Annotated in this window: 21 protein-coding genes; 7 read left to right on the top strand and 14 right to left on the bottom strand. The window is 43.8% G+C overall.

Annotated features, from left to right (window positions below):
* Positions 1–144: 144 nt before the first annotated feature.
* The 5 genes from MHH25_RS14725 to MHH25_RS14705 form a co-directional block, all read right to left on the bottom strand.
* On the bottom strand, positions 145–339 hold the full coding sequence (locus MHH25_RS14725; RefSeq protein ID WP_245838061.1) for a hypothetical protein: 195 nt from the start codon (positions 337–339) through the stop codon (positions 145–147).
* Between the two features lie 138 nt (positions 340–477).
* A complete protein-coding gene (locus MHH25_RS14720) occupies positions 478–792 on the bottom strand; it encodes a multidrug efflux SMR transporter (protein ID WP_100526216.1) in 315 nt (104 codons plus the stop codon).
* Positions 793–795: 3 nt separating this feature from the next.
* Positions 796–1,137 (bottom strand): multidrug efflux SMR transporter, encoded by a 342-nt coding sequence (locus MHH25_RS14715; protein ID WP_076327622.1) that lies wholly within the window; start codon positions 1,135–1,137, stop codon positions 796–798.
* Positions 1,138–1,389: 252 nt separating this feature from the next.
* Positions 1,390–2,262, bottom strand: coding sequence for a YitT family protein (locus MHH25_RS14710; RefSeq protein ID WP_017688526.1), 873 nt, complete (start codon positions 2,260–2,262; stop codon positions 1,390–1,392).
* Between the two features lie 90 nt (positions 2,263–2,352).
* A complete protein-coding gene (locus tag MHH25_RS14705; protein WP_017688527.1) occupies positions 2,353–2,709 on the bottom strand; it encodes a MerR family transcriptional regulator in 357 nt (118 codons plus the stop codon).
* Between the two features lie 111 nt (positions 2,710–2,820).
* Here MHH25_RS14705 and MHH25_RS14700 point away from each other — a divergent pair, with 111 nt between their 5' ends.
* Positions 2,821–3,594, top strand: a complete 774-nt coding sequence (locus tag MHH25_RS14700; RefSeq protein ID WP_340020349.1) for an SDR family NAD(P)-dependent oxidoreductase — start codon at positions 2,821–2,823, stop codon at positions 3,592–3,594.
* 185 nt (positions 3,595–3,779) lie between these two features.
* Here MHH25_RS14700 and nspC read toward each other — a convergent pair whose 3' ends face one another.
* The 4 genes from nspC to MHH25_RS14680 form a co-directional block, all read right to left on the bottom strand.
* Positions 3,780–4,907 (bottom strand): carboxynorspermidine decarboxylase, encoded by a 1,128-nt coding sequence (gene nspC, locus MHH25_RS14695; RefSeq protein WP_340020348.1) that lies wholly within the window; start codon positions 4,905–4,907, stop codon positions 3,780–3,782.
* A 1-nt stretch (position 4,908) separates the two neighbouring features.
* Positions 4,909–6,147 (bottom strand): saccharopine dehydrogenase family protein, encoded by a 1,239-nt coding sequence (locus tag MHH25_RS14690; protein ID WP_036616010.1) that lies wholly within the window; start codon positions 6,145–6,147, stop codon positions 4,909–4,911.
* A gap of 939 nt (positions 6,148–7,086) precedes the next feature.
* The gene (locus MHH25_RS14685) at positions 7,087–8,346 is read right to left on the bottom strand and encodes a cytochrome P450 (protein ID WP_340020347.1); all 1,260 of its coding nucleotides are present in this window, start codon (positions 8,344–8,346) and stop codon (positions 7,087–7,089) included.
* A 215-nt stretch (positions 8,347–8,561) separates the two neighbouring features.
* Positions 8,562–9,455, bottom strand: coding sequence for a TetR/AcrR family transcriptional regulator (locus MHH25_RS14680; RefSeq protein ID WP_036616015.1), 894 nt, complete (start codon positions 9,453–9,455; stop codon positions 8,562–8,564).
* 236 nt (positions 9,456–9,691) lie between these two features.
* Between MHH25_RS14680 and MHH25_RS14675 the strand changes: the two genes are divergently transcribed.
* Positions 9,692–10,339, top strand: a complete 648-nt coding sequence (locus MHH25_RS14675) for a TetR/AcrR family transcriptional regulator (RefSeq protein WP_076253018.1) — start codon at positions 9,692–9,694, stop codon at positions 10,337–10,339.
* 19 nt (positions 10,340–10,358) lie between these two features.
* Positions 10,359–12,683, top strand: coding sequence for an MMPL family transporter (locus MHH25_RS14670; protein ID WP_340020346.1), 2,325 nt, complete (start codon positions 10,359–10,361; stop codon positions 12,681–12,683).
* A 107-nt stretch (positions 12,684–12,790) separates the two neighbouring features.
* On the opposite strand, the gene MHH25_RS14665 is transcribed toward MHH25_RS14670, so the two are convergent.
* On the bottom strand, positions 12,791–13,546 hold the full coding sequence (locus tag MHH25_RS14665) for a gamma-glutamyl-gamma-aminobutyrate hydrolase family protein (protein WP_340020345.1): 756 nt from the start codon (positions 13,544–13,546) through the stop codon (positions 12,791–12,793).
* 220 nt (positions 13,547–13,766) lie between these two features.
* Entirely contained in the window at positions 13,767–14,966 is a 1,200-nt protein-coding gene (locus MHH25_RS14660) for an MFS transporter (RefSeq protein WP_340020344.1), read from the bottom strand.
* Between the two features lie 245 nt (positions 14,967–15,211).
* Here MHH25_RS14660 and MHH25_RS14655 point away from each other — a divergent pair, with 245 nt between their 5' ends.
* Positions 15,212–16,084: an AraC family transcriptional regulator gene (locus tag MHH25_RS14655; protein WP_076327630.1), complete on the top strand. Its 873-nt coding sequence runs from the start codon at positions 15,212–15,214 to the stop codon at positions 16,082–16,084.
* Between the two features lie 79 nt (positions 16,085–16,163).
* Here the strand turns inward: MHH25_RS14655 and MHH25_RS14650 are convergent, their stop codons facing one another.
* The 3 genes from MHH25_RS14650 to MHH25_RS14640 all read right to left on the bottom strand — a co-directional run bounded on the left by MHH25_RS14650 (position 16,164) and on the right by MHH25_RS14640 (position 21,861).
* On the bottom strand, positions 16,164–18,149 hold the full coding sequence (locus MHH25_RS14650) for a methyl-accepting chemotaxis protein (RefSeq protein ID WP_076327631.1): 1,986 nt from the start codon (positions 18,147–18,149) through the stop codon (positions 16,164–16,166).
* Positions 18,150–18,392: 243 nt separating this feature from the next.
* The gene (locus tag MHH25_RS14645) at positions 18,393–19,919 is read right to left on the bottom strand and encodes a response regulator (protein WP_340020343.1); all 1,527 of its coding nucleotides are present in this window, start codon (positions 19,917–19,919) and stop codon (positions 18,393–18,395) included.
* Positions 19,920–20,097: 178 nt separating this feature from the next.
* Complete coding sequence (locus MHH25_RS14640; RefSeq protein WP_340020342.1) at positions 20,098–21,861, bottom strand: histidine kinase; 1,764 nt, start codon at positions 21,859–21,861, stop codon at positions 20,098–20,100.
* Positions 21,862–22,067: 206 nt separating this feature from the next.
* On the opposite strand from MHH25_RS14640, the gene MHH25_RS14635 reads away from it, so the two are divergent.
* The 3 genes from MHH25_RS14635 (at position 22,068) to MHH25_RS14625 (ending at position 25,154) form a co-directional block, all read left to right on the top strand.
* Entirely contained in the window at positions 22,068–23,381 is a 1,314-nt protein-coding gene (locus tag MHH25_RS14635) for an ABC transporter substrate-binding protein (protein ID WP_340020341.1), read from the top strand.
* A 68-nt stretch (positions 23,382–23,449) separates the two neighbouring features.
* Positions 23,450–24,322 carry a sugar ABC transporter permease gene (locus MHH25_RS14630; protein WP_062834362.1) on the top strand — a complete coding sequence of 291 codons (873 nt, stop codon included), beginning with the start codon at positions 23,450–23,452 and terminating at the stop codon, positions 24,320–24,322.
* Between the two features lies 1 nt (position 24,323).
* The gene (locus MHH25_RS14625) at positions 24,324–25,154 is read left to right on the top strand and encodes a carbohydrate ABC transporter permease (RefSeq protein ID WP_017688542.1); all 831 of its coding nucleotides are present in this window, start codon (positions 24,324–24,326) and stop codon (positions 25,152–25,154) included.
* Positions 25,155–25,180 lie beyond the last annotated feature (26 nt).

Here is a 25,180-nt window from a genome sequence, read left to right as displayed (position 1 = left end):
AACATCAGCAAAATCAGCGGATATTTTCACTTTTCTCCATTCTATCGATAATCATTCTCAACTACAACATATATCTTCCTGTTCGATAAATTGCTACGCACGAATAAGCCGATCCATGAAAGGATCGGCTTATTTTGTAACGGTTTAGACTTCGCCGCGTCTGTTCTCAACCGATTTCATACGGTTTTGATCATCTGGTACCCGGTCAACACTGAACTCTTGACCAGCTTCAACCTCACCATGACCTGAAATATTCCGCGAAAAATTAGTGAACTGTCTTTTTTGATCATCCAGTTCATGTTTTTGCTTCAAAAGCTCTTGCGGGTCCTGCTTTGTCACTATGCTAACCTCCCATACATACTTGAAATCATGCAATTTAATTCGTACTACAGAAGTTTTCCATAAGAGAGCTGTACTTATGCATGAATATAGATGAGATGGATATCGTTCCGTTGTTAGTACAGCTAATTTATCCAGTTAAGAGACTAGTTTCAATCCCACAATACTGACGATAATCCCACTAACGATAGCCAATTTCTTTGCATTTTTGGGCTCTTTGAATACATACATCCCTAATAGTACACTGCCCGATGCCCCAATACCTGTCCAGATTCCATAACCAATGCTGATTGGTATCTCTCTCAAAGACAGGGAAAGAAAAATGAAACTTAATCCCAGAAACATAGCGAACATCAATGTATGTTTCAATTTGGTGAACCCATCTGAAAGTTTCAGAAATATTACACCACCAACTTCAAATAAACCAGCTAAGATCAGGAAAAACCAACTCATATTCTATACACCCGCCTTTGGTTTAGGTTCATTGGATACAAATTTCAGACCGATGATGCAACTGATTAATATCATGACCAGCACGATTTTGATTGCACTTACGGAGTCCCCCAAAAAAATCATTCCCACAATTGCGGTTCCAAATGAACCAAGTCCGGTAAACACCGCATACGCCGTTGATACAGGAAGTACTTTAGTGGATTTTGCAAAGAAGTAGAAGCTGCCAATCATTAAAATAACCGTGGGGATTACGATCTCGATTTTGGAAAATCCATCGGAGAATGACAAACCTAATGCCCAACCTACCTCTAAAATCCCTCCAAGAATAAGGAATAACCACGCCATAAAACATTCTCCTCTTCTACATTCATGTTGTTGTTTTGTAATCACAACATTCACATTCAATAATGATAGTAATTTGTATCATTTGATATAATAATAAACCATCTTTATTTTATATGCAATTTAAATATTCGTATCAAACTAACAAGAAAATCCGCCTGTTAAAACTCCAAGTTACGCTGTGGACATACAAAAAAAGCCAACCAGAAGTTCCTGGTTGACCAACTACGTATAAGTTAATTTTGTTTTTCGGAATCAGTGAATATCTTTCTTTTTGAAATTGCCGCCTCTCACTTCAGCTACATCGTATACGACTACAAAAGCAGTTGGGTCAATTTCGTGAATGATATCTTTAATTTTACTCTCTTCCATCCGGTTAATGACACAAGTAATTTCCTTGAATTGCTCATTAGAGTAGCCACCGTAAGCCTCGGTATACGTTGCTCCACGGCCTAAACGGTCCCGAATGGTTTCAACCATAATCTCAGGTTGATTCGTAATAATTTTAAACGTTTTGGAGCCACTCAAGCCCTCTTCAACAATATGTATTACTTTAGAAGCAATAAAATACGCAAGTCCTGACAAGATCGCGCCTTGCAGACCAAACACGGTAGAAACGACAATAAATACAAACATGTTGAGGAACAGGATGAGATCACTGGTTCCAAAAGGTACTTTTCGCGAAAGGAGTACAGCCAGCATATCTATGCCATCCAATGCCCCGCCATTACGTAATGCAAGTCCCATACCAAAACCGATGATAATCCCGCCGACAACCGTAACAAGCAAGGTATCACCTTCAATGATGGTTGGTATATGGTGCATCAGACTGGTGCTGATTGCGAGTGAAGCAATACCGATGATCGAATATAACGCAAAGCTTTTTCCGATTTGCTTGTACCCGAGCCACACAAATGGAATGTTAATAATCCCGATGAGCATCCCCAGTGGTAATCCGAACAGCTGTGATCCTACGATACTCAGACCTGTGACACCACCATCTGAGACATTATTCGGGATCAATATGGCTTCGAGGCCATATGCCGTTATAAATCCCCCAATGATAATCAATAATACTTTGGAGAGGATCTTTAACTTGTTTGACTTTTGTTTTCTGTTTTGATGCATTGCATTTCCCCCTTGATGAACAACCGATAAAAAACAGTCTATAATAAAAATCACTGTTTTGGCAATAGATCGTCATTTGTGTGTGTTACTTCATTGTCCGATGAGCGCCCGATACGACGAAATTTTATGCTCAAGCATCTCATCTGCTGTGTTAAGTATGTGCATCTGTTTTTGAATCGACTCTTTATGCTCCTCCAGCAGCTTTAAACGATCCGCCGCCGTATGCTCCCCTTCCTGAAACAAGGACGCATATTTCTTAATAATAGCAATGGGCATTTGAGTCTCTTTTAATTTAATTACAAATTGCAGCCATTTCAGGTGTGACTCGTTGTACCGCCTGTCTCCACTGGCATCTCGGAGAGGAGTTACAATCTGTTCCTTCTCATAATAACGCAACGTATGTGCACTGATATGGAGTAATTCTGCCACTTCACCAATGGTATGCATGGTTAACCTCCCCTCCATTTTCCCGCTTGACTTAGAGTAAGCTCTAATCAGTATAATCAACTCGTGGTCACATCACAATAAAAAATGAAATCAGATCCAGGAGGAATTCCCATGAAATATACAGTGATTACCGGTGCCAGTTCAGGCATTGGATATGAAGCGGCTTTAGCTTTTGCAGCTCGTGGCAAAAATATAATTCTGGCAGCACGCAGAACCGATGAATTGGACAAGTTAAAAGCAAAAGTAGCTGAAATCAATCCTGCTCTGGATGTTGTCATTCGTACAGTGGATCTGTCGATTGCCGCTAATGTGCATGGATTCTATGAGAGTCTTCAGGCTTACTCCATCGAGACGTGGATTAACAACGCCGGATTCGGAAATTTTGCTTCCGTTGGCGAACAACATCTGCCCAAGATTGAACAGATGCTTCATCTAAATATAGAAGCTCTTACGATTCTTTCTTCCCTGTATGTACGTGATTATGCAGATGTTGATGGCACACAGATCATTAATATCTCCTCTGGTGGTGGATATACGATTGTAGCCGATGCAGTAACCTACTGCGCAACCAAGTTCTATGTAAGTGCCTTTACGGAAGGACTTGCGCAAGAGTTAAAAGGTAAGAACGCAGCGATGCAAGCCAAGGTTCTCGCACCGGCTGCAACCGAGACAGAGTTTGCGAAACATTCCTTTAATGTAGACGAGTTTGAATATGAAGGCAGAGTTCCCAAGTTCCATACGGCGGAACAAATGGCTGGATTTTTGCTAGAGTTGTATGACAGTGAAAGTGTAGTCGGCATTGTGGATGGGTTGACGTATGATTTTGAACTAAGAGAACCGATCTTTCCATATGCTGCGAGAGCATCCTCGAAACCACAAAATTAACCTGAAAACTGAAGTCGAAGCTAAGTCGGCTCAATACCGGTAAACATTCACCTAACCTCACTGATAAACATCATTAAATCTAATCGTTAAACTTCATTGGACGTTAAAAAGGGAACCTGTCTCCAGGTTCCCTTCTTTGTATTTATTTTCAATTCTATATTAATACCTACTATATAATGAAGTAATTATGCCAGCCTCATTTTGAAATCCTGATATCCGAATTCGCGAACAACTTCGCAATCGCCGTCTTTTCTTTTGACTGCAATCGCTGGAAGCGGCATGCCGTTGAACGTATTGGTTTTCACCATTGAGTAAATCGCCATGTCCTCGAATACCAGACGGTCGCCTTCTTGCAAAGGCTGATCGAATGAATAATCCCCAATTACGTCACCAGATAGACAGGTTTGTCCACCTAGGCGATACAGATGAGCCTTCTCGCCCACTTCTCCCGAACCTATCAGCGGCGGGCGATATGGCATTTCCAGCACATCCGGCATATGGCATGTAGCTGAAGTATCCAAAATAGCGATGTCCATACCGTTCTTATGGAAGTCCAGCACAGAGGTCACCAGATAACCCGCGTTCAGCGCAACAGCTTCTCCCGGCTCCAGATATACTTCCAGACCATAGTCGTTCTGCATACGTTTGATGCATGCTTCCAGTCTCGGAATATCATAATCTTCACGTGTGATATGGTGCCCACCACCGAAGTTGATCCATTCCATCTGCGGCAACCATTGTCCGAACTTCTCGACCACTGCATTCAGTGTAGTCTCCAGATCGTCGGAGTTTTGCTGACACAGTGTGTGGAAGTGCAGTCCGGAAACGCCTTCCAACAGGTCTGCATCGAAATCCTCCAGTTTCGCGCCAAAACGCGAACCCGGAGAACACGGATCGTAGATCTCATGTCCTTCTTGGGTGGAGCATTCAGGGTTGACGCGCAAGCCGACCTTACGGCCAGCTTGAAGCGCCTTATCCTTGAATTTTGCAAGCTGTGAAAATGAGTTGAAAATAATGTGGTCGCAGATGGAGAGGATCTCGTCGATCTCTTCTGCGCGGTATGCTGGAGCAAAGACATGATTCTCTTTGCCCATTTCCTCATGGCCCAGACGCGCTTCATACAAACCGCTTGCCGTTGCACCGCTCAGGTATTCTCCAATCAGCGGATACATCGCAGTCATGGAGAATGCTTTTTGAGCCAGCACGATTTTGGCACCTGTACGCTGCATAACACCGTTCAGGATTTTCAGGTTTCTCTCGATAAGCGCCTCGTCAACAACAAAACATGGTGTCGGTAATTGCTCGAACCGCATTTTAACGAACAAGCTCCGATTCTTTAACTTCTTCTGGCAGCTCATCAACGAGTACCGGGTTGAAGTCTTCTACCCATGGGAGGCCCCATTTGTTCAACTCTTCCATGAATGGATCTGGGTTGAACTCTTCTACATTATATACGCCTGGTTTGTTCCATTTGCCTGTCATGACCATTGCTGCACCGATCATTGCTGGAACGCCTGTTGTGTAAGAGATCGCTTGGGAACCCACTTCTTTATAACACTCTTGGTGATCACAGATATTGTAAACATAATATGTTTTGTCTTTGCCGTCTTTTTTACCTTTGAAAATACAACCGATGTTTGTTTTACCTACAGTACGTGGTCCAAGGGATGCTGGATCAGGCAGTACTGCTTTCAGGAATTGCAGTGGAATAATTTGTTTACCTTCATATTCAATAGGCTCGATTGAAGTCATGCCTACATTTTCAAGAGCTTTCAAGTGAGTCAGGTAGCTTTGACCAAATGTCATGAAGAAACGGATACGTTTCAGACCTGGCATGTTTTTTGCCAAAGATTCCAGTTCCTCATGATACAACAGGTACATGTCTTTCTCGCCAACTTCTTTGAAGTCGTAGACACGTTTGATTTCCATCGGCTTCGTTTCGATCCATTCACCATTTTCCCAATATTTTCCGTTCGCAGATACTTCGCGAATGTTGATCTCAGGGTTGAAGTTGGTTGCGAACGGATAGCCATGGTCGCCGCCATTGCAGTCCAGAATGTCGATATACTCAATTTCGTCAAAGTAGTGCTTCAGGGCATAAGCGGAGAATACGCCAGTCACACCTGGGTCAAATCCACTACCGAGCAATGCAGTGATGCCTGCTTGTTCAAAACGCTCTTTGTAATCCCATTGCCAGCTGTATTCAAACTTCGCTGTATCATGTGGCTCATAGTTCGCTGTGTCCATGTAATTTGTTTTAGTTGCAAGACAAGCATCCATGATTGTCAGATCTTGATACGGCAAAGCGAGGTTCATAACGATATCCGGTTTAACTTCGTTGATCAGAGCGATCAGTTCGTCAACATTGTCAGCATCAACTTGTGCTGTTGTAATTTTTGTTTTTCCGCCGTCCAGCTTGGCTTTGAGTTCATCACATTTTGATTTTGTACGACTCGCGATGCAGATTTCCTCAAAAACTTCGCTGTTTTGAACGCATTTGTGTACTGCCACGGAAGCAACGCCGCCGGCGCCGATGATTAGTGCTTTTCCCATTTTACATTCTCCTATCCCAATATGTATTTTTTTTAAATTGGTTTAATACGGTGACAACAAGACAACAAAAAAAGCAAGGTGAAAAATGCTCGCAATCGCGCATCATCACACTTGCTTATCGATATACATCATAAAAAAGACGTGAAGTCTCCATGACCAAAAAAGTTCACAAGAACTCCTTTGGCGGAAAGCTTCTTCATGTATATCAATATTGGATCAGAGTCTATATAGCAAATAATTCGCCTTTACCACTCTTATTGACCGTTTCACAAGTTGATGTGCAATTGCACTGGTTGTAAAGTAACCAACTTATAAAATTTGAGCTTTGAACTCAATCAATAAAGCAACATAAGTTGCCAATCGGCGTTTGACCCGGCTGTCCGTATGGCCTTAACTTCCTGGTGAAGTGGTCAAAATTATCTGCTGGAAAGCTCTAATTCATATTGATAAATTAACTTCCCAAAATCACAGGTCTTACACTATCAGACGTCGAAAAAAAAATCAAGCAATAATTTAAAATTAATTTTTTGATCTGATTACGCGTTGGAATGAAATTGATATCCTTCGAAAACTTTTAAGCCTTCTGTGTTAAGTAATTTCCCTGTTACTTCAGGCTTTTGAGGACTTTTGTCGAATACTTCTTCACACGAGATCATGATGTTGCCGCCAGCAATTTCCGCTAATTGATCATGAGCCGAATGGTTCGTTTCCTTCTTTGCGAGCTTGCAGAGCAATCTCAATGGCTTTATGCATGAATTGTTCATCTTTATTCATAAGGTTTACCTCCACCACAAAAATTATGTACCCCACTTTATCTTTTACATTAAGCAGTGTTCAATCCATTAATATGTTTCTTGTTCATTCCATTCTATCATCTATACAAATAAAGAGTATGACGAAAATTCGTCATACTCCAATGGGTTACACTAAGTTTATCTATTAAAATTTTACGGGCAATGTTGCCAATCCCTGGGATGACAAAGCAGAGTGCCAATGAATCTCTTCCTGAGGAATACTGAGCTGAATATCCGGTAGCCGACGTAAAAGCGTAGTAAACGCCACGTCCCCTTCTACACGAGCAAGCGGAGCGCCAAGACACATATGAATGCCGTGTCCAAAGGCCAAATGCCGTTTTATTTTGCGTTCGATATCCAACTCTTCGGGGTCAGTGAACTGCTGCTCGTCCCGATTCGCTGATTTCAGAAGGGGAATCACAACATCTCCCTTTTGAATCAATTGTCCATCCAACTCCGTGTCCTGTGTTGCATAACGAGGACCTGAGGAAGTCGCGGGTCCGTTATATCGTAGCAACTCCTCCACCGCAGAAGGAACCAGGTTCAGATCTTGTTTCAGTTGTTCCAGTTGTTCGGGATGGGTCAGAAGAAGATAAGAACCAGTTGCAATCAGATTGGAAGTAGTCTCATGTCCAGCAAATATCAATAACGTGATCATGGATATTAATTCATCTTCATTCAGTCGATCCCCCTCTTCCTCAATCGCAATTAATTGACTGATGAGGTCATCTGAAGGTTCTATTCGTTTGTTCGCCACAAGCTGTGAGGTGTACTCTGCGAATGATCGCAAGTGCTGCGCTACGGCAGGGTCCTGTTTACCAAAACCAAGACCTTTGGCAATGGCTTCAGACCATACATGAATCTGAGGTCGGTCTTCCTGAGGTATACCCAACATTTCGGAAATAACGTTGATTGGGAAAGGATAGGCATAGTCATTTACAAGATCCATCTCTCCCTTTCCTTCGAACTGGTCAATCAACTCATCGGCAATTTCCTGGACGCGTGGACGCAGGCTTTCCATATATCTTGGCGTGAACGCTTTGGAAACCAGGCTACGCAGTCTTCGGTGATCCGGTTCATCAACAAAGAGCATCGACTTTCCGGTAAAAAAGGTCTGGGGTTCCGATGAACCAAGCTCACCTGAGAGATTCTTTCGAATATCATTGCCACTATCAATAGAGTTCATATCTACCGTAAATCGAGAGTGATCTTTCAGCACTTCCATGGCGACGTCCATCCGAGTTACAATCCAGGTTTGTCCTGCTCCACCCATTGGATTAGGAATAGGGACAACGGAACCTTTGGCACGCATCTGTGCAAACATGGCAAATGGATCTTTACTATTTTCTTCGCTAAACAAATTAAATTCTACTTTTTCTGATGTCTGGTTATTCGAGTTATTCATATAAATCTTCCTTTCGAAGTGAAGTTATTCAAATCTATGGAAATATATGTTCATTCCGATTATATACTACTCGTATATTTAATTTCAAATCTAATAGTTTGAACAGTAAAAACATCTGTTATAACAACAAATAATTAATATACTAATAGTACATTAATAATAACCACAGACATAAAAAAGCAAAAAAAGAGGTCGGCTACGAGCCAACCCCCATATTAATTACGTTGCTTCACTAGTTCCAAATACCACCAACAGGCTTCAGTCAGTCTATTGGCTTCAGATTGAAACGCACTGGATTTGTACTCTTTGTGAAACGCTTGAAGCACCACTTCGATTACAGGAATATTTAAATCCTCTTGATCTTGTAATAGCGCTAAAAGCCCCTTCGAAAGTTGCTTGAATGATGCAGATTCCTTGGATTTTTGTACACGGTTGTTGAACTCATCAAATTCGATCAATATATTATCGATGTCCAGACCCATATCATGGTTACGCTCATCGGCATTCAGGAAATAGAGAGACTGAAAGTCGAAAATATGTTCATTTCTCTGATGCATTGTTCTTAGGATCACTTCAATGTACGTTAATACTTTGGGAACCACTTCGCTCCATACCGGTTTTTGCGTATTTAGACTTCTTGATGTGTTGGCAATCTGATGTAATATGCCGTAGCACAATATGGCCCCTTCGTTGGCATATAAGCTAATATCGTTCCCGTAAACCTGAATCAAGCGTGTGGACAGCCATTTTAGGTGAACTGTAGCCAGTTTGGCTGAGTTGATCTCCCCGGAATAAAAACCCGTCCAATATAATTCCCATACTCGCTCTTTATTAGGTACAGACATAGGAATCGCAATCTGATCTACGAGCAGGTCATAATCCGATGTATAGTGATTTTGTTCAAGCTCTTTACGAATGAAAACATCCTCTTGCATACGCTGATCAATAATAGAATATAAACAGTCTTCTTTGGAACTGAAGAATTTGTAGAATGTGCCTTTGGATACACCCGATTGATCCAAGATCATCTGGATTGTTGTATTTGCATAGCTGTGCTCTAAAAATAGTGCAAGTGCTGTTTCCAATAAACTTTGTTTACGACTACTCATATCTCGTTATCGCCCCAAGTTTTTCTATTGATTTTAACATTCATTCCTCAGGAGTTGAAGCATTGATTCGCAGTATAGCTGTCATATAAAATAATTGCACAATGAGTAAATTTGCACAATGGGCAACTTGTTTGTTATGATAAACCTCACAAAGTGCATATTAAGTAAGTGTGCTCTTCTTAAAGGAATTAAACCATAGTCATTGGTGTTGGAGGTGAACGCATAAGCGGAGAATAATGATCAAACGAAACTTGCGACATTTGAAGAAAGAAGCAACTGAAAAAGCACTTGCTAGTGCTGCATTTGAACTTACCCTTGAACATGGGCTTGATGGCTTTACGGTCGAAGATATCGTGCATCAGGTGGGTTGTTCCCGCAGAACATTTGCAAACTACTTCACATGTAAGGAAGAGGCAGTAGCCAGAGGCGCAATATCCGTTCAGAATACAACGGAACTCGAAGAGTTGCTTACCGAATTGCCCGACAACGTCTCCTTGCTTGACGTACTGTATAACCTGATCAAGATGCAGCTTACAACAGAACTAATAGGAAGACTTCATCAGCTACTATCGCTATCCCAGACCTATCCCGTGCTTGAACCGCATTACCTTGGAGCCATGCACCGGATGCAGACGCAGGCACAAGATACCTTATTAGACTTATCTAACGGGAAGTATGACGAGATCTATACTTATCTTTTGATCAACGCACTATATGGAACAATACTGCCATTAATTGATGGAAGACTCAATGTGTTACTGCCCGGACAAGTCATTACTGAAGATACCAAGCCCGGTGTTTTAACATTCGATCAATTTTTGGAAACCACGTTTAATCATTTACGGGCAGGATTTGAACATGCCAACCATCCACATTCATCATAGAGGAGTGTAAAATAGAGAAATGTCTACATTATTATACAGAGTGGGGAAAACCGCTTTTAGCAAACCTGCCTATTTCATCATTGGCTGGGTTTTAATTCTGGGAATTGTCATCTCCATGATCAGCATCAATGGTATTCACATCAGTTCCGAAATGAAGATTGAAGGCACAGAGTCACAGAAGGTTCTGGATCAATTGGCAAAAGAACTGCCTGCCGCCTCCGGCGGTCAAGGAAGTGTTGTCTTCAAAGCTCCAGACAACGAGCGTTTGGATACGCCTGAACGTTTGGCGGCCATGATGAAAGGTGTTAATGAGGTTTACGGATTAGACAAAGTCATTAACCCTGCGGACTATGCAGCTGAAGCGGGTAATTCGGGTGCTCAGGCGGAGATGGCTCAGAATGCTCAGGCTACTGATATGGCGCAATCCGCAACAACCACGCCTCCTCCCTATGGACCTTTGATGGTGGATGGTGTTCCTGTACCTGGAATGCTGATCTCTTCGGACGGCAGCATTGCACTGTTCCAGTTCCAATTTACAATTGAACAGTCTGCCATAACACAGGATGTATTTGATTCCGTTATTCAGTCCGTTATGACGGTAGAGCAAGGAACCAATATTAAGGTGTTGCCGGGCGAAACGCTCAAAACGGTATCGATTGGAGTCGGCTCGGCAGAGATTGTTGGACTGGTCATTGCTGTCATTGTATTGCTGATCACCCTTGGCTCCGTTGTTGCAGCAGGTCTGCCTCTGATCACTGCACTCCTAGGAGTTGCCATTGGAGTTGGTGGTGCGTTCTCCATCTCCAAATTCATCGAAATGCCTAGTGTCACTTCCGTTCTAGCTCTAATGGTTGGATTGGCTGTTGGAATCGACTATGCGCTCTTCATTGTTAATCGCCAGCGTCGAATGATCATTGATCAAGGCTTGAGCGCAAAAGAAGCAACGGCCAGAGCCATTGGTACATCGGGTAGCGCAGTATTTTTTGCCGGATTAACCGTCATTATTGCACTGTGCGGTATGCTTGTCATCGGTCTTACATTCTTGTCTACGATGGCTTTAGTCGCAGCTGCCACCGTGCTCATCAACGTATTTGTTGCTTTAACCCTGTTGCCGGCTTTACTGGGATTGGTAGGAGAACGCATCTGTTCCGCCAAAGCTCGTGAAAAAAGTACGAAACATCCTAAAGCCACTAGCCACGGAGTCGCGGATAGATGGGTGAAATTCGTTATCAAGAATCGTTGGGCTACCATTATCGTCATCATCGTCATTCTTGGTTTTGCCGCGACGCCGATCACCAAAATGGAAATGGGTATCCCCGGCGCTTCCTCAGCGAATCTGGATACAACTGCAAGACAAAGTTATGATGCCATCTCCGAAGGTTTCGGAGAAGGATTCAACGGACCCCTTATTCTGGTCGCAGAGCCTAATCAAACTTCCGCAAAAGTTACACCGGAACTCTTGGGTGGTCTGGTGATGGAACTTCAAGGTCAGAATAACGTTGCACAAGTCACACCGCTTGGGATGACAGAAGATTTGGCTATCTTTAGTCTCATTCCAAAAACGGGTCCTAACGATAATCTCACTAAAACACTGGTCACTGATCTACGCGCGGCTGATTCCAGCATCGCACAGACCTATGATGTGAAACTCGGAGTTACTGGACTCACAGCTGTTAACATCGATATGTCCGCCAAACTGGCGCAGGTGTTCCCTATTTATGTAGGCATTATTATCCTGTTGTCACTGATCATTCTGTTACTCGTATTCCGTTCGATCATCGTTCCCATCAAAGCAACAATTGGCTTCCTGCTTAGTATCCTGGCTACATTCGGGATCACCACTGCTGTATTCCAATGGGGCTGGCTGCATTCGCTCTTTGGTTTCGATACAGGTGGCCCGCTGCTGAGCTTTATGCCGATCATCGTAACAGGTATCCTGTATGGCCTGGCGATGGACTATCAAGTCTTCCTTGTGAGCTCCATGCGGGAATCCTATGTGCATGGTCATCGCGGGACCGAATCCGTTGTTCATGGGTACAATCAGGTAAGTCGCGTGGTTGTTGCCGCAGCAGTGATTATGGTCTCTGTATTTGCAGGATTTATATTCACTGACGATGTCATGATCAAACAGATTGGTTTCACTTTGGCGGTAGGCATTCTGATTGATGCTTTTATCATCCGTATGGGCTTGGTCCCTGCCATCATGGCTATTTTCGGAGACAAAGCTTGGGCACTTCCAAAATGGCTGGATCGCATTCTGCCAAACCTGGATGTTGAAGGCGAGAAGCTGATTGCTTCCCTGAATGCTGAAGAGCATGCCAACACGAAGTCTGGATTAAAATAATCCTGCCAATAGAACGGTGATACCATGATTACTATTACGACTATATTCACCAATACAAAGACCTCCTCTGTTTTTATAAACAGGAGGTCTTTTTTCTTTTTCACATTTTATGCGGTGATGTCTTCAATATGGATAGTATAGCGTGGGGATTTAGCAGCATTAACAAACGCCGCAAATAACTTCTGACTGTAGTCATCTACTTTGTAGCTGTACTCTGGATGCCACTGCACAGCCAAAACAAACGAGCGGTTTGGCATGACCACGGATTCAACGAGTCCATCTTCAGCGACGGCCACGGCAGTTAACTTATCCGATAACATCTTGATTCCCTGATGGTGGTAGCTGTTCACTTTTATCGTATCTGTTTGCAAAATATCGTATAGGATATTATTTTCCTCAATATGTACATCATGTACAAGATTCGTATACGGCGGACTTTGCTTATGATTAACGATCTTGTTCCCATGAAGTTGAAGGCTAGTTGGAATGTCTTGATATAACGTTCCACCCAACATAACGTTAAATAGTTGTAGTCCACGGCATATGCCAAAGGCAGGTTTATCAAGCTCAATTACCTTTTGTAATAATATCGACTCCATCATATCGCGTTCAATACACAACTCTCCACAGGTAACCTCTGCATGCTCATGATACAGCTCAGGATTGAGATCATGTCCCCCGGTGAACAGGAACCCCTCGAACTGATTAGCCAGCGTTGCTATAATCTCGGTATCCGTTGTCAAAGGCAGCATAATTGGAATCCCACCTGCTCCCTCTATGGCGTTCATATAATCTGGAAGCATCCAGTAACTTTTTTTGTCTGTATCGTACAAAGGCAGAACACCGATCATCGGCTTTTTCATGGGTTCCCCTCCTATCTTTTCATTCATTTTATCAGATCTCTTCATATACAAATTCACTGAATTATTGCATTATCCTACCTCTATCATCTACGAACCCGTTTCGTGCGTAATGCTGGGCTGGAAAACTAAAAAAACAAACAAAGTCGCATAACAGCGACTTTGTTTGTAGTTCATATACCATATATATGCATTCATCCGTTTAGTCTAGACAGCATCTCATCTAAGCTGCTTTTACAGTGGTTGCTTCGTCTGAATTCAATTGAATGGAACGCTGGCATATCAGGGTTATGACAAAAGCCAGCAAGGCAAGCATCACAGCAACTGGAGGCACCCAATGAACACCACCCATATTAACGGCAATTCCCCCGACACCAGAGCCTAGCGCTATACCTACATTGGCCGCCACAGGCAGGAGTGTAGATGCAAATGCTTTGGACCCCGGCGCGATCGATCCTGACACATCAAACAAATATAACTGGGATGCCGCGCTCATGGAGGATGACAGACATCCAATCAGGAATAGAAATGCCAAGCCGAGCCACACATTAGAAACGGTAAAACTCATGCCAAGGAACAGGATGGCTTGGATGACGAAAAGCCGCTTGAGCTTGGGCAGGAAGTCACCCCTGGCTATTTTGGCACCAATCCAGTTACTCAGGATGCTGCAGGCGCCATAGATCAGGAGTATGGCACTAATCCATTGTACTGGCACACCCATCGTCTCACTCAGGAGTGGTGTAATGTAAGTAAAAACGACGAAAATACAGCTGTTTCCCAGTACCGGGATCAGACAGGCCAGCAATATCCGTGGTTTTAAAAAGAGAGACATCTGATCACTGAACGAACCTGCAATCGTTGTTGTTTGGCGTGGCAGAATACGGAACATGAACACCAGGGGCACAACACCTATGCATGCCGTAACAACAAACGTCATGGACCAGCTCAGATGTTGTCCGATAAAAGTACCGAGCGGAACACCTAGCACATTAGCGATTGAAAATCCGCCTAAAATCCAGGCGATAGCTTCCCCTCTTCGCTCCCGGTTCACTGCGTCGCTTACGATCGAGATCGAAAGCGATATCGTAAGTCCACAAGCAACGGCCGACACGATGCGAATGGCCATCAGAGAAGAGAACGTTGTTGAGAACACGGTCAATAGATTTAATGTTAACACGATTGCAAATCCGATCAATATGGAACTTCTTCTGGATATTTTGGCCAAGAAAGCCACAGCAAATGGTGTACCCACTGCGTATGCAATCGCAAAACCGGAGACAAGCATACCCGCGGCAGCAAGTGATACTTTCATGTAACTTTCAATTTCCTTCAACACACCCACGATAACATACTCGGTTGTTCCCAGTACAAAGCTAACAAGCGTAAGCGTTAAAATAAGTAGGTTCTCTCTATTTCTAGTCATAAATCAATACTCACTAATCCTTTCTATTGTTGCAAGCGCTTCAATTCTGTCTACGATCATTAATTCATGTATTTTCTGCTTTCCCATCCCTTCACTTTCGATATATAGTACATTTTGGATAGTGAAATTGTACTGTCAGATATACCATGGCGACAATCAAGGTTGTTGTGGTTTTATTGCAAAACATTATATATGTTGTCATTTCAACACAGACTTTCATTACTGATTCTGAAGGGAAGACATAGATGAATACACACCACGAATCCGGCCAACGGCATCCAAATCGAGATTGCACCATTATTTATGTAGGAAAACTGGCCGACAATCCCCATTGGAGTTTTCCGACGCATAAACATGACGATCTGCATGAGATTATCTACGTAACTGAAGGCAAAGGATTGTTCACCATTGACGGCACCAAACACTGGGCTCAAAAAGGGGACATGCTCATATATAACAAGGGTACTCTTCACGAGGAGAAATCCAATCCTGAATTCCCGTTATCCACCTTTTATTGCGGCTTTCGTTTTACAGAAGGCACCCAGACCCTTGAGGATTGGGTCATCCCTCCCTCTAACAATCCGATCATTCGAGCCAACCGATATTCCGATGAGCTCCATTCGTTAATGCAGACTCTCTTCAATGAATTTTCAATCCGGGAACATGGATACGAGTCGATCTCTGGGCATGTCCTGAAAGCAATACTTCTGATCATCGATCGGCAGTCCCGTCAACAGCTTCCTAGTGGGGAGATCGTTGAGAGCAATACCCTTGCTGAGAGCATTAAAGACTATTTGGATACCAACTATCGGCAAAACATTAAGCTCAAAGAATTGGCAGATCAATTTCATATCGATTTTTATTACTTAATTCATATGTATAAAAATCACTATGGCACTTCTCCTTATCATTACCTGATTCAACGAAGATTGGGTGAAGCCACCCGATTATTAGTCTCAACCAACAAAAAAATATGGGAAATTGCCAAACTGGTCGGTTACGATAACCCCAATTACTTTACGATTCTATTTACCAAAACCGTTGGTGAATCACCTCGAAGTTTCCGGAAAAAGAATCAAAAGGATATGTTCGGGGATGAGGCGTCACATTCTTACTAATCTCTCTAAATGCAAAAAAGCGCTCCATTGGGGGGAGCGCCTTGTGCTTTACATATTTCTTTACACACTTACTTCTACTCTAAAGCTTAAAGCGGCGAACCAATTCATGCATGTTCTCAGCTGTTTTGGAGAGCTGTGCAGATGATGCCGATATCTCCTGCATCGCCGCCATTTGTTCTTGGGCTGCTGCTGAAGTTGTCTGAGCACTATCAGCCGACACTTTAGAGATATGACTCATCGCGGCAACGGTAGCCGAGACTTCTTCCGTACTGGCTGACAACTGTTCTGAGACAGCGGAAATATCCTGAATTTGATCCACGATATGCGTTGTATATTGTTCAATGTTCGATATGGTTGCAGAAGCTTCTTGGCTGATCCGCATTCCTTCACCGACTTGATTACGAACTTTATCATTCATAAGAGACGTGGATTTGGCAATCAGATCAAGCATTTTACCAATGGTAGCGCCAATCTCGTCCGCACTTTGTTTGGATTGCATCGATAACGTGCGCACTTCACCAGCAACGACAGCAAAACCTTTGCCGTGTTCTCCTGCTCTTGATGCTTCAATAGAGGCATTCAGTGATAGAAGATTGGTTTGCCGAGAGATATCCGCAATCGCTTCATTCATTCGATTGGCTTCAGCGGATAGACTGGACAGCTCGTTAATCAATGCCGAGGTTTCTTCAACAGCTCCGAGAATATGTTCCATTTGTTCTCCGACCTGGTTTATCGTTTTCCCACCATTAGCAACAGCGCGCTCCGTCTCTTCAGCCGAGTCCACAATCGCACTCGCAGATTCTGCAATTGCACTGATGCCTCTCGCCATCTCTTCTACAGCATTCGCGGTTTGTTCCGAATTCTCCGCCCCAACGATAGCTGATTCCGCAGTCTGTTGCATGGTTTCAGCCACATGTTGAACCGATTGGGTGGTTTGTTCTGTACTTTCCTGAATCATCTGGGAAGAGTGACTTAACAACGATGAAGTCTGGTGAAGTTCATCAACCACCGATTGAAGGGAGATGGTCATTTGGTCAAAATCATTTGCCAATATACCAAATTCGTTTTCGGTTTTAAGATTAACCCGTTCGGACAGATTCCCTTCGCTTACGCTGCGGGTGGCCTTTCGCAGTTTTTGCATAGGTACGATAAAAGATCTCAGAATGAAGAAAATAATTACACCGGCAATCAATACAGATATAGCAATGACCGTTAGACTCGATACCATAATGGGTTTCGCTGCGGCGATAAAATCTTCATGGCCCATCAAAGCAATGACATTCCAACCCGTCAAAGCATTAACACCGTTATATACCTCCAGATCATACGCCAGATCCGTTCTAACAAATTGGGAAAATGCCATCGGTTCATCGGAACTTGAAGCCGTATTTGGATGGACTGGAATTCCCTCGATCAGTGCTCCGCCGAGCTCTCCTCCTCCACCTTTTGCAATCGCACCGGACCAAGCTGCAATCGTTCGATTGGAGTCCACTACAATCAGACTTCCATTGCCTCCTACATCAACATATGATAACGCTTTTGCTAATGGCTCCAGATCAAGTTTAATACTTGCTACACCATGTTCATCTGAAAGAGCTTTTGAAATCTCTACATAAATCTTCCCGGATGCCGGATCATTCATAATACTCGAAAAATAGAGTGATCCATTGTTACTTGTACCATTGGCATACCATTCTGTGCTGCGTGGATCGTATGTTGCATCCTCTATTGCTGGAGATGATATAACACCGCCTTGGTCGTTGCCCACGGTTATGGCAAGAATATCAGGATATGTATCAGCTAACTGGTCGATTCCTACTTGTATTACTTCGTTGTTCGCCTGACTGGGATCGGAGCCATACATACTGTCTATATAACTCAATAATTCTGCTTTTTCCCCTACCAGATTGTTAATATGCTGTCCGGTCATCGTTAATATGGTATTGATGGGCTCTGTCATTTTTTGTTGTACTTGATCTTTGGCACTATGATACGAGAAATATCCGATAAGTGCAGTGGGGATAATAAGTACCGCAAGGAAAGCTGCAATGAGTCGAGTGCTCATTAATCGTAAAACGGCTCCTCCTTTCTTATAAAATGACCTTTTTTCACTTTCCTTTTTCAAGTTCAATCTTCCTCTCTTTATTCATTTTTGGTAGATCTAATCGGCCAGTAAACGCAAAAAAACCCATATATATGCACACCCAAAGAAACTTTGAGCATGTATATACATAGGTATTGCCTGAATGAATTCAGTAACAAGCCGTATTTGTTTAGTATTATAACATAAATAAAAAGGGTTTGTTAACTATGATTGGGTCTTTATACCAGACATCTGTTGTTTATAATCCGTAGGACTTAGCCCCGTATACTCTTTGAACACCTTCGAGAAATAGTGCTGGTCGCTAAATGACAGTACATCGGAAACCTCCTTAAACTTCATGTCGGGTAGACTTTCCATCAGTCTGCATGCCTCCTGAATGCGAAGCCGGGTGTAATACTGGACAAACGTAATTTGTGTTGCATTTTTGATCACTCTGCTGACGTACGACGGGCTAACGTGAAACTTCATGGCAATGTCGTTGATAGATAATTGAGAGTATTTATTTAGTTTTACGTAATCGTCAATCTGTTCGAACAGGATCGCCTTGCTTTTTCGAACGTGGGATTGCAGCATATCGAAGCACTGTCCCGTCCATTCCGCCAGTTCCCGGCAAAAATCGGCATAGGACTGTGCCTGGGCGAATTGTCTTGACCGAAGCTCCAGGCCCAATCTCATGCCCGACCCCTGTTCCTCGTACAGATGAGCAAACGTGTCTACAATCAATCCGATAAACCGATCCACCTCGGTCATATGTACATTTTCCTCTGCCCATCGATTCAGCAATTCGGATAACTTAAAAGCAAACCGTTCTTTCTGCCGAGCCTGTATCATCTGTACAAAAGCAGATTCCTGCACCGGATCCAGACAGCCTGTCTCAGATCTGGCCATCGACACCGGATTCCCGGTATCCAACACTATTCCTTGTTTCAACCGTTGCTGCTCAGACAAAATCGACGACATGCGGTGATAGAGCTCAGGCAGATTACCAGACTCAGTGAATAGAAGTTGTCCTCCAATGATCGCATCGATGTCATGCGCAACCAAATGCCGTCGCAACGACTCAAGACATTCATGTACGGAAGAGTACACCTCAAGTGCACTCTTGTTGACAAAAGCGATAAATTGATATGAAGTTTGACTAGTGTAAACACGACAAGGATGGAATGCAAAAAAATCCTGCACTATGCCCTCAAGTTCCACCTGCACCCATCGTTCATGCCCTGCGGTAAAAGGCTGTTTGCTCATAATGATCATCATCTGGCTGAATAAAGGGGGAAACTCCTCCCCTTGTTTGGGCGTAGTCTCACACTGGGGATGAATGATTTCCTGCAAATCCAGCAGTTCCTTGGACATCTGTTGATCAAGTTGGTCAATTACCCGACTCATGACTTCTTCAAGCGCCTCTCGCTCGACAGGTTTTAACAAATAGTCAAACACTTGCAGGTTCAATGCTTTTCTTGTGTATTCAAAATCGCTATAACCGCTAATCAAGATGACCTTCAGATCCGGGTTGGCAATTTTGGCTTGCTCAATCAGGGACAGCCCATCCATTTTCGGCATTCGTATATCGGTCAACAGCAGATCAATCGGTGACTGCTTTATCGCCGCCAAGGCTTCCTCTCCATTTGTTGCCGTAGCCGTTACACGAATCGGGAAGCTAAGCGTCTCCAAGAGCATTTTAATATTACGTAATATCGGTTTGCTATCCTCAACGATCATAACGTTATACATCGCCTATGCCTCCTAGTTAGGTCGTGTCTCAAAACTCGCTGAAGTGCATCTTTTTCCGCCTTTTCGCCCCCTGCTGCGTCACTTTCCCTTGACGTGCCCCGGCACGCCTGCGGAAAACTTCCTTGCTTGGAACGAAAATTCGACAAAATCTGCTTCCTTCGGAGTTTTCAGACACGCCCTAGTAAAAATCCTTCGTCAGTGAGCCGATGATCTGAATCGTTGCTCCATGTTGCTCTTCCGCATGATTGTTAAATATATTAATAAAAAGCCGGTTGTTATACATTAGTTTGAGTCGATTGACACTGTTGATAATCCCCATGTTACCAAGGGCTGTGGCACGATCGGCAGTCTGGTTCATTCCGGAACCCGATGCCTGAATATTGGCTAAAATCTCCTGGATCTTATCCGGTGGAAAGCCCTCTCCGTTATCTTTGATCTCCAAAGCCCATAATCCGTTATATTGCTTCACGGTAATCTGGATACGCCAAGGCGGCACGGTGTTGGCAAAGGCATGTTCAATGCAGTTTTCCACAAACGGCTGAATGACCAACCGTGGCAATCGGATATCGTTCGCCAGCTCGTCAGCACAGATGTCCCACTCCAGATCCTCTTCGTACTTTTGTTGTACAAGGGACAGATAATGTCTCGTATGTTGAAGCTCCTCAGCCAAAGTCACATGCGCGTATGGTGAAGAGACAATATAACGCAGACTGTCCGAAAGATGTTTGCACATATCCGATACAACTTTGGTCTTCCCCTCTTGGGCGGCAATACTGATCAGGTATAGAACATTATGAATAAAATGCGGTGCAATCTGGGCTTGCAGCGCCGAATTACGCGCCTTTACTTCTTCATGAAGCGCCGATTTTTCCCGGTCAATGGATTGCTGCAACCTCTCCATCAGATCCTGAAAGGCTTCATTTAGCAATAAGAGATCGTTATTCTTCGGCGTTTCATCCACTTTCAGATTCATATTGCTGTAGTTCATGCGCCAGATCTGACCGCGTAGCTTGCGGATAGGCAGCAGCAGGTTACGTGTCGACAAGAAGATATACACAAACGAAACCAGCATCAGTGCTGTAATCAGCAGAATGGACATCGTCTGAACCGAATGGATCGAGCCTAGAACAGATTTTTTGGGCGTTATGATATACGTGATCCAGCCTGTAATGGGTGAAGTGGAATGCGTGATATAATTATCGTCTTTGTCCACATCCAGTCCCTCGTCTGATGCAGGCTTTGTCCAATTGGTAAATGTCACACCCGCTTCCGAACCTGTCATCTGCTCGCCTTGTTCATTCAGAATATAGACATCGCCAGCGGTAATGCCCTCCGTTAGGTTCTGTATATAGGCCTGTTCCATCTGGATGCTAAGATAACCGTACACCTTGCCGTTCTGATCATTGATCGTGCGCACGAATGAGATCGTATCGTCTTGACGCAGTAGAACAAAACCACTTTCCGTCCAATCTCGTCCGACCTGACTACTCTCCATCATGGTGTTCAGGATTGCGGGAGGATTACCCGAACCCAGATATGATGTCAGGAGAACCCCGTGATTGTCGTAGATGGACATGTCCTTGATATTCATGCTCGGCCCGATGGCCTGAAACATGATGTCTTTGATGATCCGAATTTGCTTCAGTCTTTCATAGTTACTATGAGCTGAGGAGCTCTTGTCCATGGCTACAAATATATTTTTGCTGGATAATATTCGCTGCGACATCTGGTTCTGTTGTTCTACGTATAGATCAACTTGCTCTCTTACCTTCGTAGCTGTAACGAGCGTATCCTGCTCTGTTTTCAGTTTGAGCGGGCGGACAACGATCACATTTACATACACGATAAAACAGCCCAGCACAAACAAAAGCAGAGCCAGAAATGTCAAAAACACCTTTGTCTGCAAACTGAATTGAGTTGCTTTATGTATGAGCTTTGCCATTCTCAGAGATGCCCTCCTGTTCTGACATGATGTTAAATCCCTTATATTCATGTCTACTCTATCACGGTATTTCATGAAATGATAGCGATTTCAAGTTCAGGATTTTACACATCAACGTTCAAGCACAGACATGTACCGGGGCGAGAAAAGAATCTATAATCGGACTTGTAAACGGATTCACTACACGTTTCAGAGGGGGATTTGCATTGAAAACAATAAAAAGAAAAAAGGTGTTTTCTATTATTCTGGCCAGTTTATTATCGGTCTCATTAACGGCTTGTGGATCAGGAGGTACGGATTCCGGCACAGCTGCTGGCGGGGACAGCAAGAGTGGCAAAGTCACATTGGAGCTGGCAATCTCTAAAAGTTCTCAGGACTCTGCTTTCATCCAGCAGGACATTCTCGATGCATTCGAAAAACAAACGAACATTCGTGTCAATTTGCAGCTGATTCCAGCGGAACAAACGACAACTGTACTGCAAACCAAACTGGCTGTAGATGAAACGCCTGACATTATTCAGTACAATCTGGCGAGCGCAGTCACAGACCTGAACCTTGAACGTAACTTCGAGATTCTGGATAACGAGCCTTGGGCAAGCAGAATTGTGAACAAAGACGTCCTCTCTTCTGGTGGTCATCTCTACAGCTTCCATGTCAGCCAAGATACGGGGATGCAAGGGGTCGTTTATAACAAACAAATCTTTGAAGAACTCGGGTTGTCGCTTCCAACCAACTACGAAGAATTCCTGGCGATCTGTGAAAAAATCAAAGCAAGTGGCATTACACCTGTATTTATGCCGTACAAAGATGCCTGGGCTGCCAACATCTGGCCTGCTGCAGCTTTTGCCGATTTTGTAGCCAAAAATGAACCGACTTTTTTTGATGAGTTGAACAGCAACAAGAAAAAATGGTCTGATATCCCGGAATTCAAAACATTCCTGGAACAACAATATGAGATTTACACTAAAGGTTACACCAACACGGATGTGCTTAGCGACAGCTATGACATGGCCGTAGGTAAATTCCTGAACAAGGAAGTTGCCATGATGTTTATGGGCGATTGGTTAATTGAAGGCGTGGCCGAGCAAGATCCAAATATGGAACTGGGCGTATTCCCGATTCCATCGTCGGATAATGCCGGTCTGGGTGCAAGTCCACTGGGCGGACAACTGTTCATTCCGAAGAAATCCAAACATTTGGATGAAGCCAAACAGTTCCTGGACTATATCGCTTCCAAGGATGTCGCACAACAGATCGTCGATTCCAAAGGATACGTATCCAATTTCAGTGACGTTACTACACCGGAACTGCCAGCTTACAAACAGGATATTGTAGACAATTATATTACGCCGAAGAAAACCGTGCTGACAACGGATGCATACATGCTGGTCGACCGCAGCGAACTGTATCGGTTGTTACAGGATCAATTTGCAGGTGGGTTGTCACCAGAAGAAGTACTGAAATCCTGGGATGAGAAGTTCAGTCAGTTGATGCAGGATAAAGGCGTAGAAGGTTTCTAAAGAGTGAAATACAAGGCAGCATAACATAATCATTCGTTATGCTGCCTAGCTATAACGGAGTGTGAGACATGAAAAGGACTAAAAATCTGTACTCGTATTACATGATATTTCCCGCACTGATTATCTACTCCATCTTTTTCGTTGTGCCTGCTCTCGCCGCTTTCTATTATTCATTCACGGATTGGCGGCTGGATCGGCTGGAGCTGAAGTTCATCGGGTGGGATAATTTCGAGAAAATTTTCTCGGACAAAACGCTTATTCTGGCGCTGAAAAACACGGCGATATTTGCAATCGTCACCGTAGTTGGCAAAAATGTCATCGGTCTATTGCTGGCCGTAGGACTTAACATGCGATTAAGAACAAAGAACCTACTGCGCGCGATCTTCTACTCCCCTTCCATTCTCAGCATCCTTGTGATCAGCATCCTGTTCACTCCCATGTTGCGTACCGAAGGTACAATTAACAATTTATTGGAATCTGTTGGGTTACATTCGTTAAGCCAAGCTTGGCTGACCAACCCATCGATTGTGATCTGGACGATTGCCATCGTCTCGATCTGGCAGAGTGCCGGGTTCCAGATGGCCATCTATCTGGCGGGCCTGCAGTCCATTTCTCAAGAGTATTATGAGGCAGCCAAGATTGATGGCGCAAGTTCGTGGAGAAGTTTTTTCAAAATCACACTTCCACTCTTGCTGCCCGCGATTAACATTAACCTGATGCTGACATTGATCGGCGGACTCAAAGTATTCTCCGAAGTATATGTCATGACCGGTGGTGGCCCGGGTAACGCCTCACAGGTGGTAGGTACAATCATTCTGCGATCTTTCGGCGAAGGCAACTGGGGACTTGGTACCGCGGTCAACACACTTCTCTTCGTGGTCGTTACCATTATTGCTATACCGCTATTGATCTTCATGCGGCGTAAGGAGGTTACGGAATAACATGGGCTATACCCGCAAACTCGCCATCCGCAACTATATTGTGGAAGGTTTCCTGATCCTGGCCTCTCTTATCGTTCTGTTGCCGCTAGTCATTCTGATCTTTGGTTCATTTAAAACCAGCGCCGAAGTGCTTAGCTTCTCCCTGAGTTTCCCGGAAACATGGCAGTTCTCGAACTATGTTCGTGTCTTCCAGGAAGGCGGCCTGTCGCGAGCGTTCTTCAACAGCATTTTGATTACTGGTGTATCTTCCATTATTAATATCGTTGCCTCTTCAGCAGCGGCATTCATTCTGGCACGTCGGGAAACCAAGCTATCCGGCACGATCTACATGTATTTCTTCATGGGACTGATTGCGCCAATGTCGATTATTACGACCATACGAGTTGTACAAGGATTGGGATTCTACGGCAGCATCACAAGTGTTATCCTGATCTACGCCGCGTTAAATACAGCCTTCAGTGTATTCTTGTATAGTGGATTCATCAAAACCATTCCACGAGCGCTGGACGAAGTGGCATTTCTGGAAGGAGCAAGTGTGTTCGGGGTGTTCTTCCGCATCGTCACACCGCTTATCCTGCCCGTTAACGCAACGGTAGCGATCATGGTGTTCATGTCCGTCTGGAATGACATTACAATTCCGGTATACTTCCTGACAGACAGTTCCACCTGGACGATGCCACTATCGATCTACAATTTCTACGGCAAATATAGCCGGGACTGGAACCTGATCTTCGCTAATCTCGTGCTTACTTCGCTGCCTGTATTCATCCTGTATCTATTTGGGCAAAAATATATTGTCAGCGGCCTTACTGCCGGTGCAGTTAAAGGTTAAACCTTATATTCTCACGGTTCTCAAGG

This window comes from Paenibacillus sp. FSL H3-0457, from assembly GCF_037981725.1.
In the GTDB taxonomy this organism is placed as follows: domain Bacteria; phylum Bacillota; class Bacilli; order Paenibacillales; family Paenibacillaceae; genus Paenibacillus; species Paenibacillus amylolyticus.
Note: the sequence above shows the minus strand (reverse complement) of the source record. Positions and strands in the feature narration are given on the sequence as shown.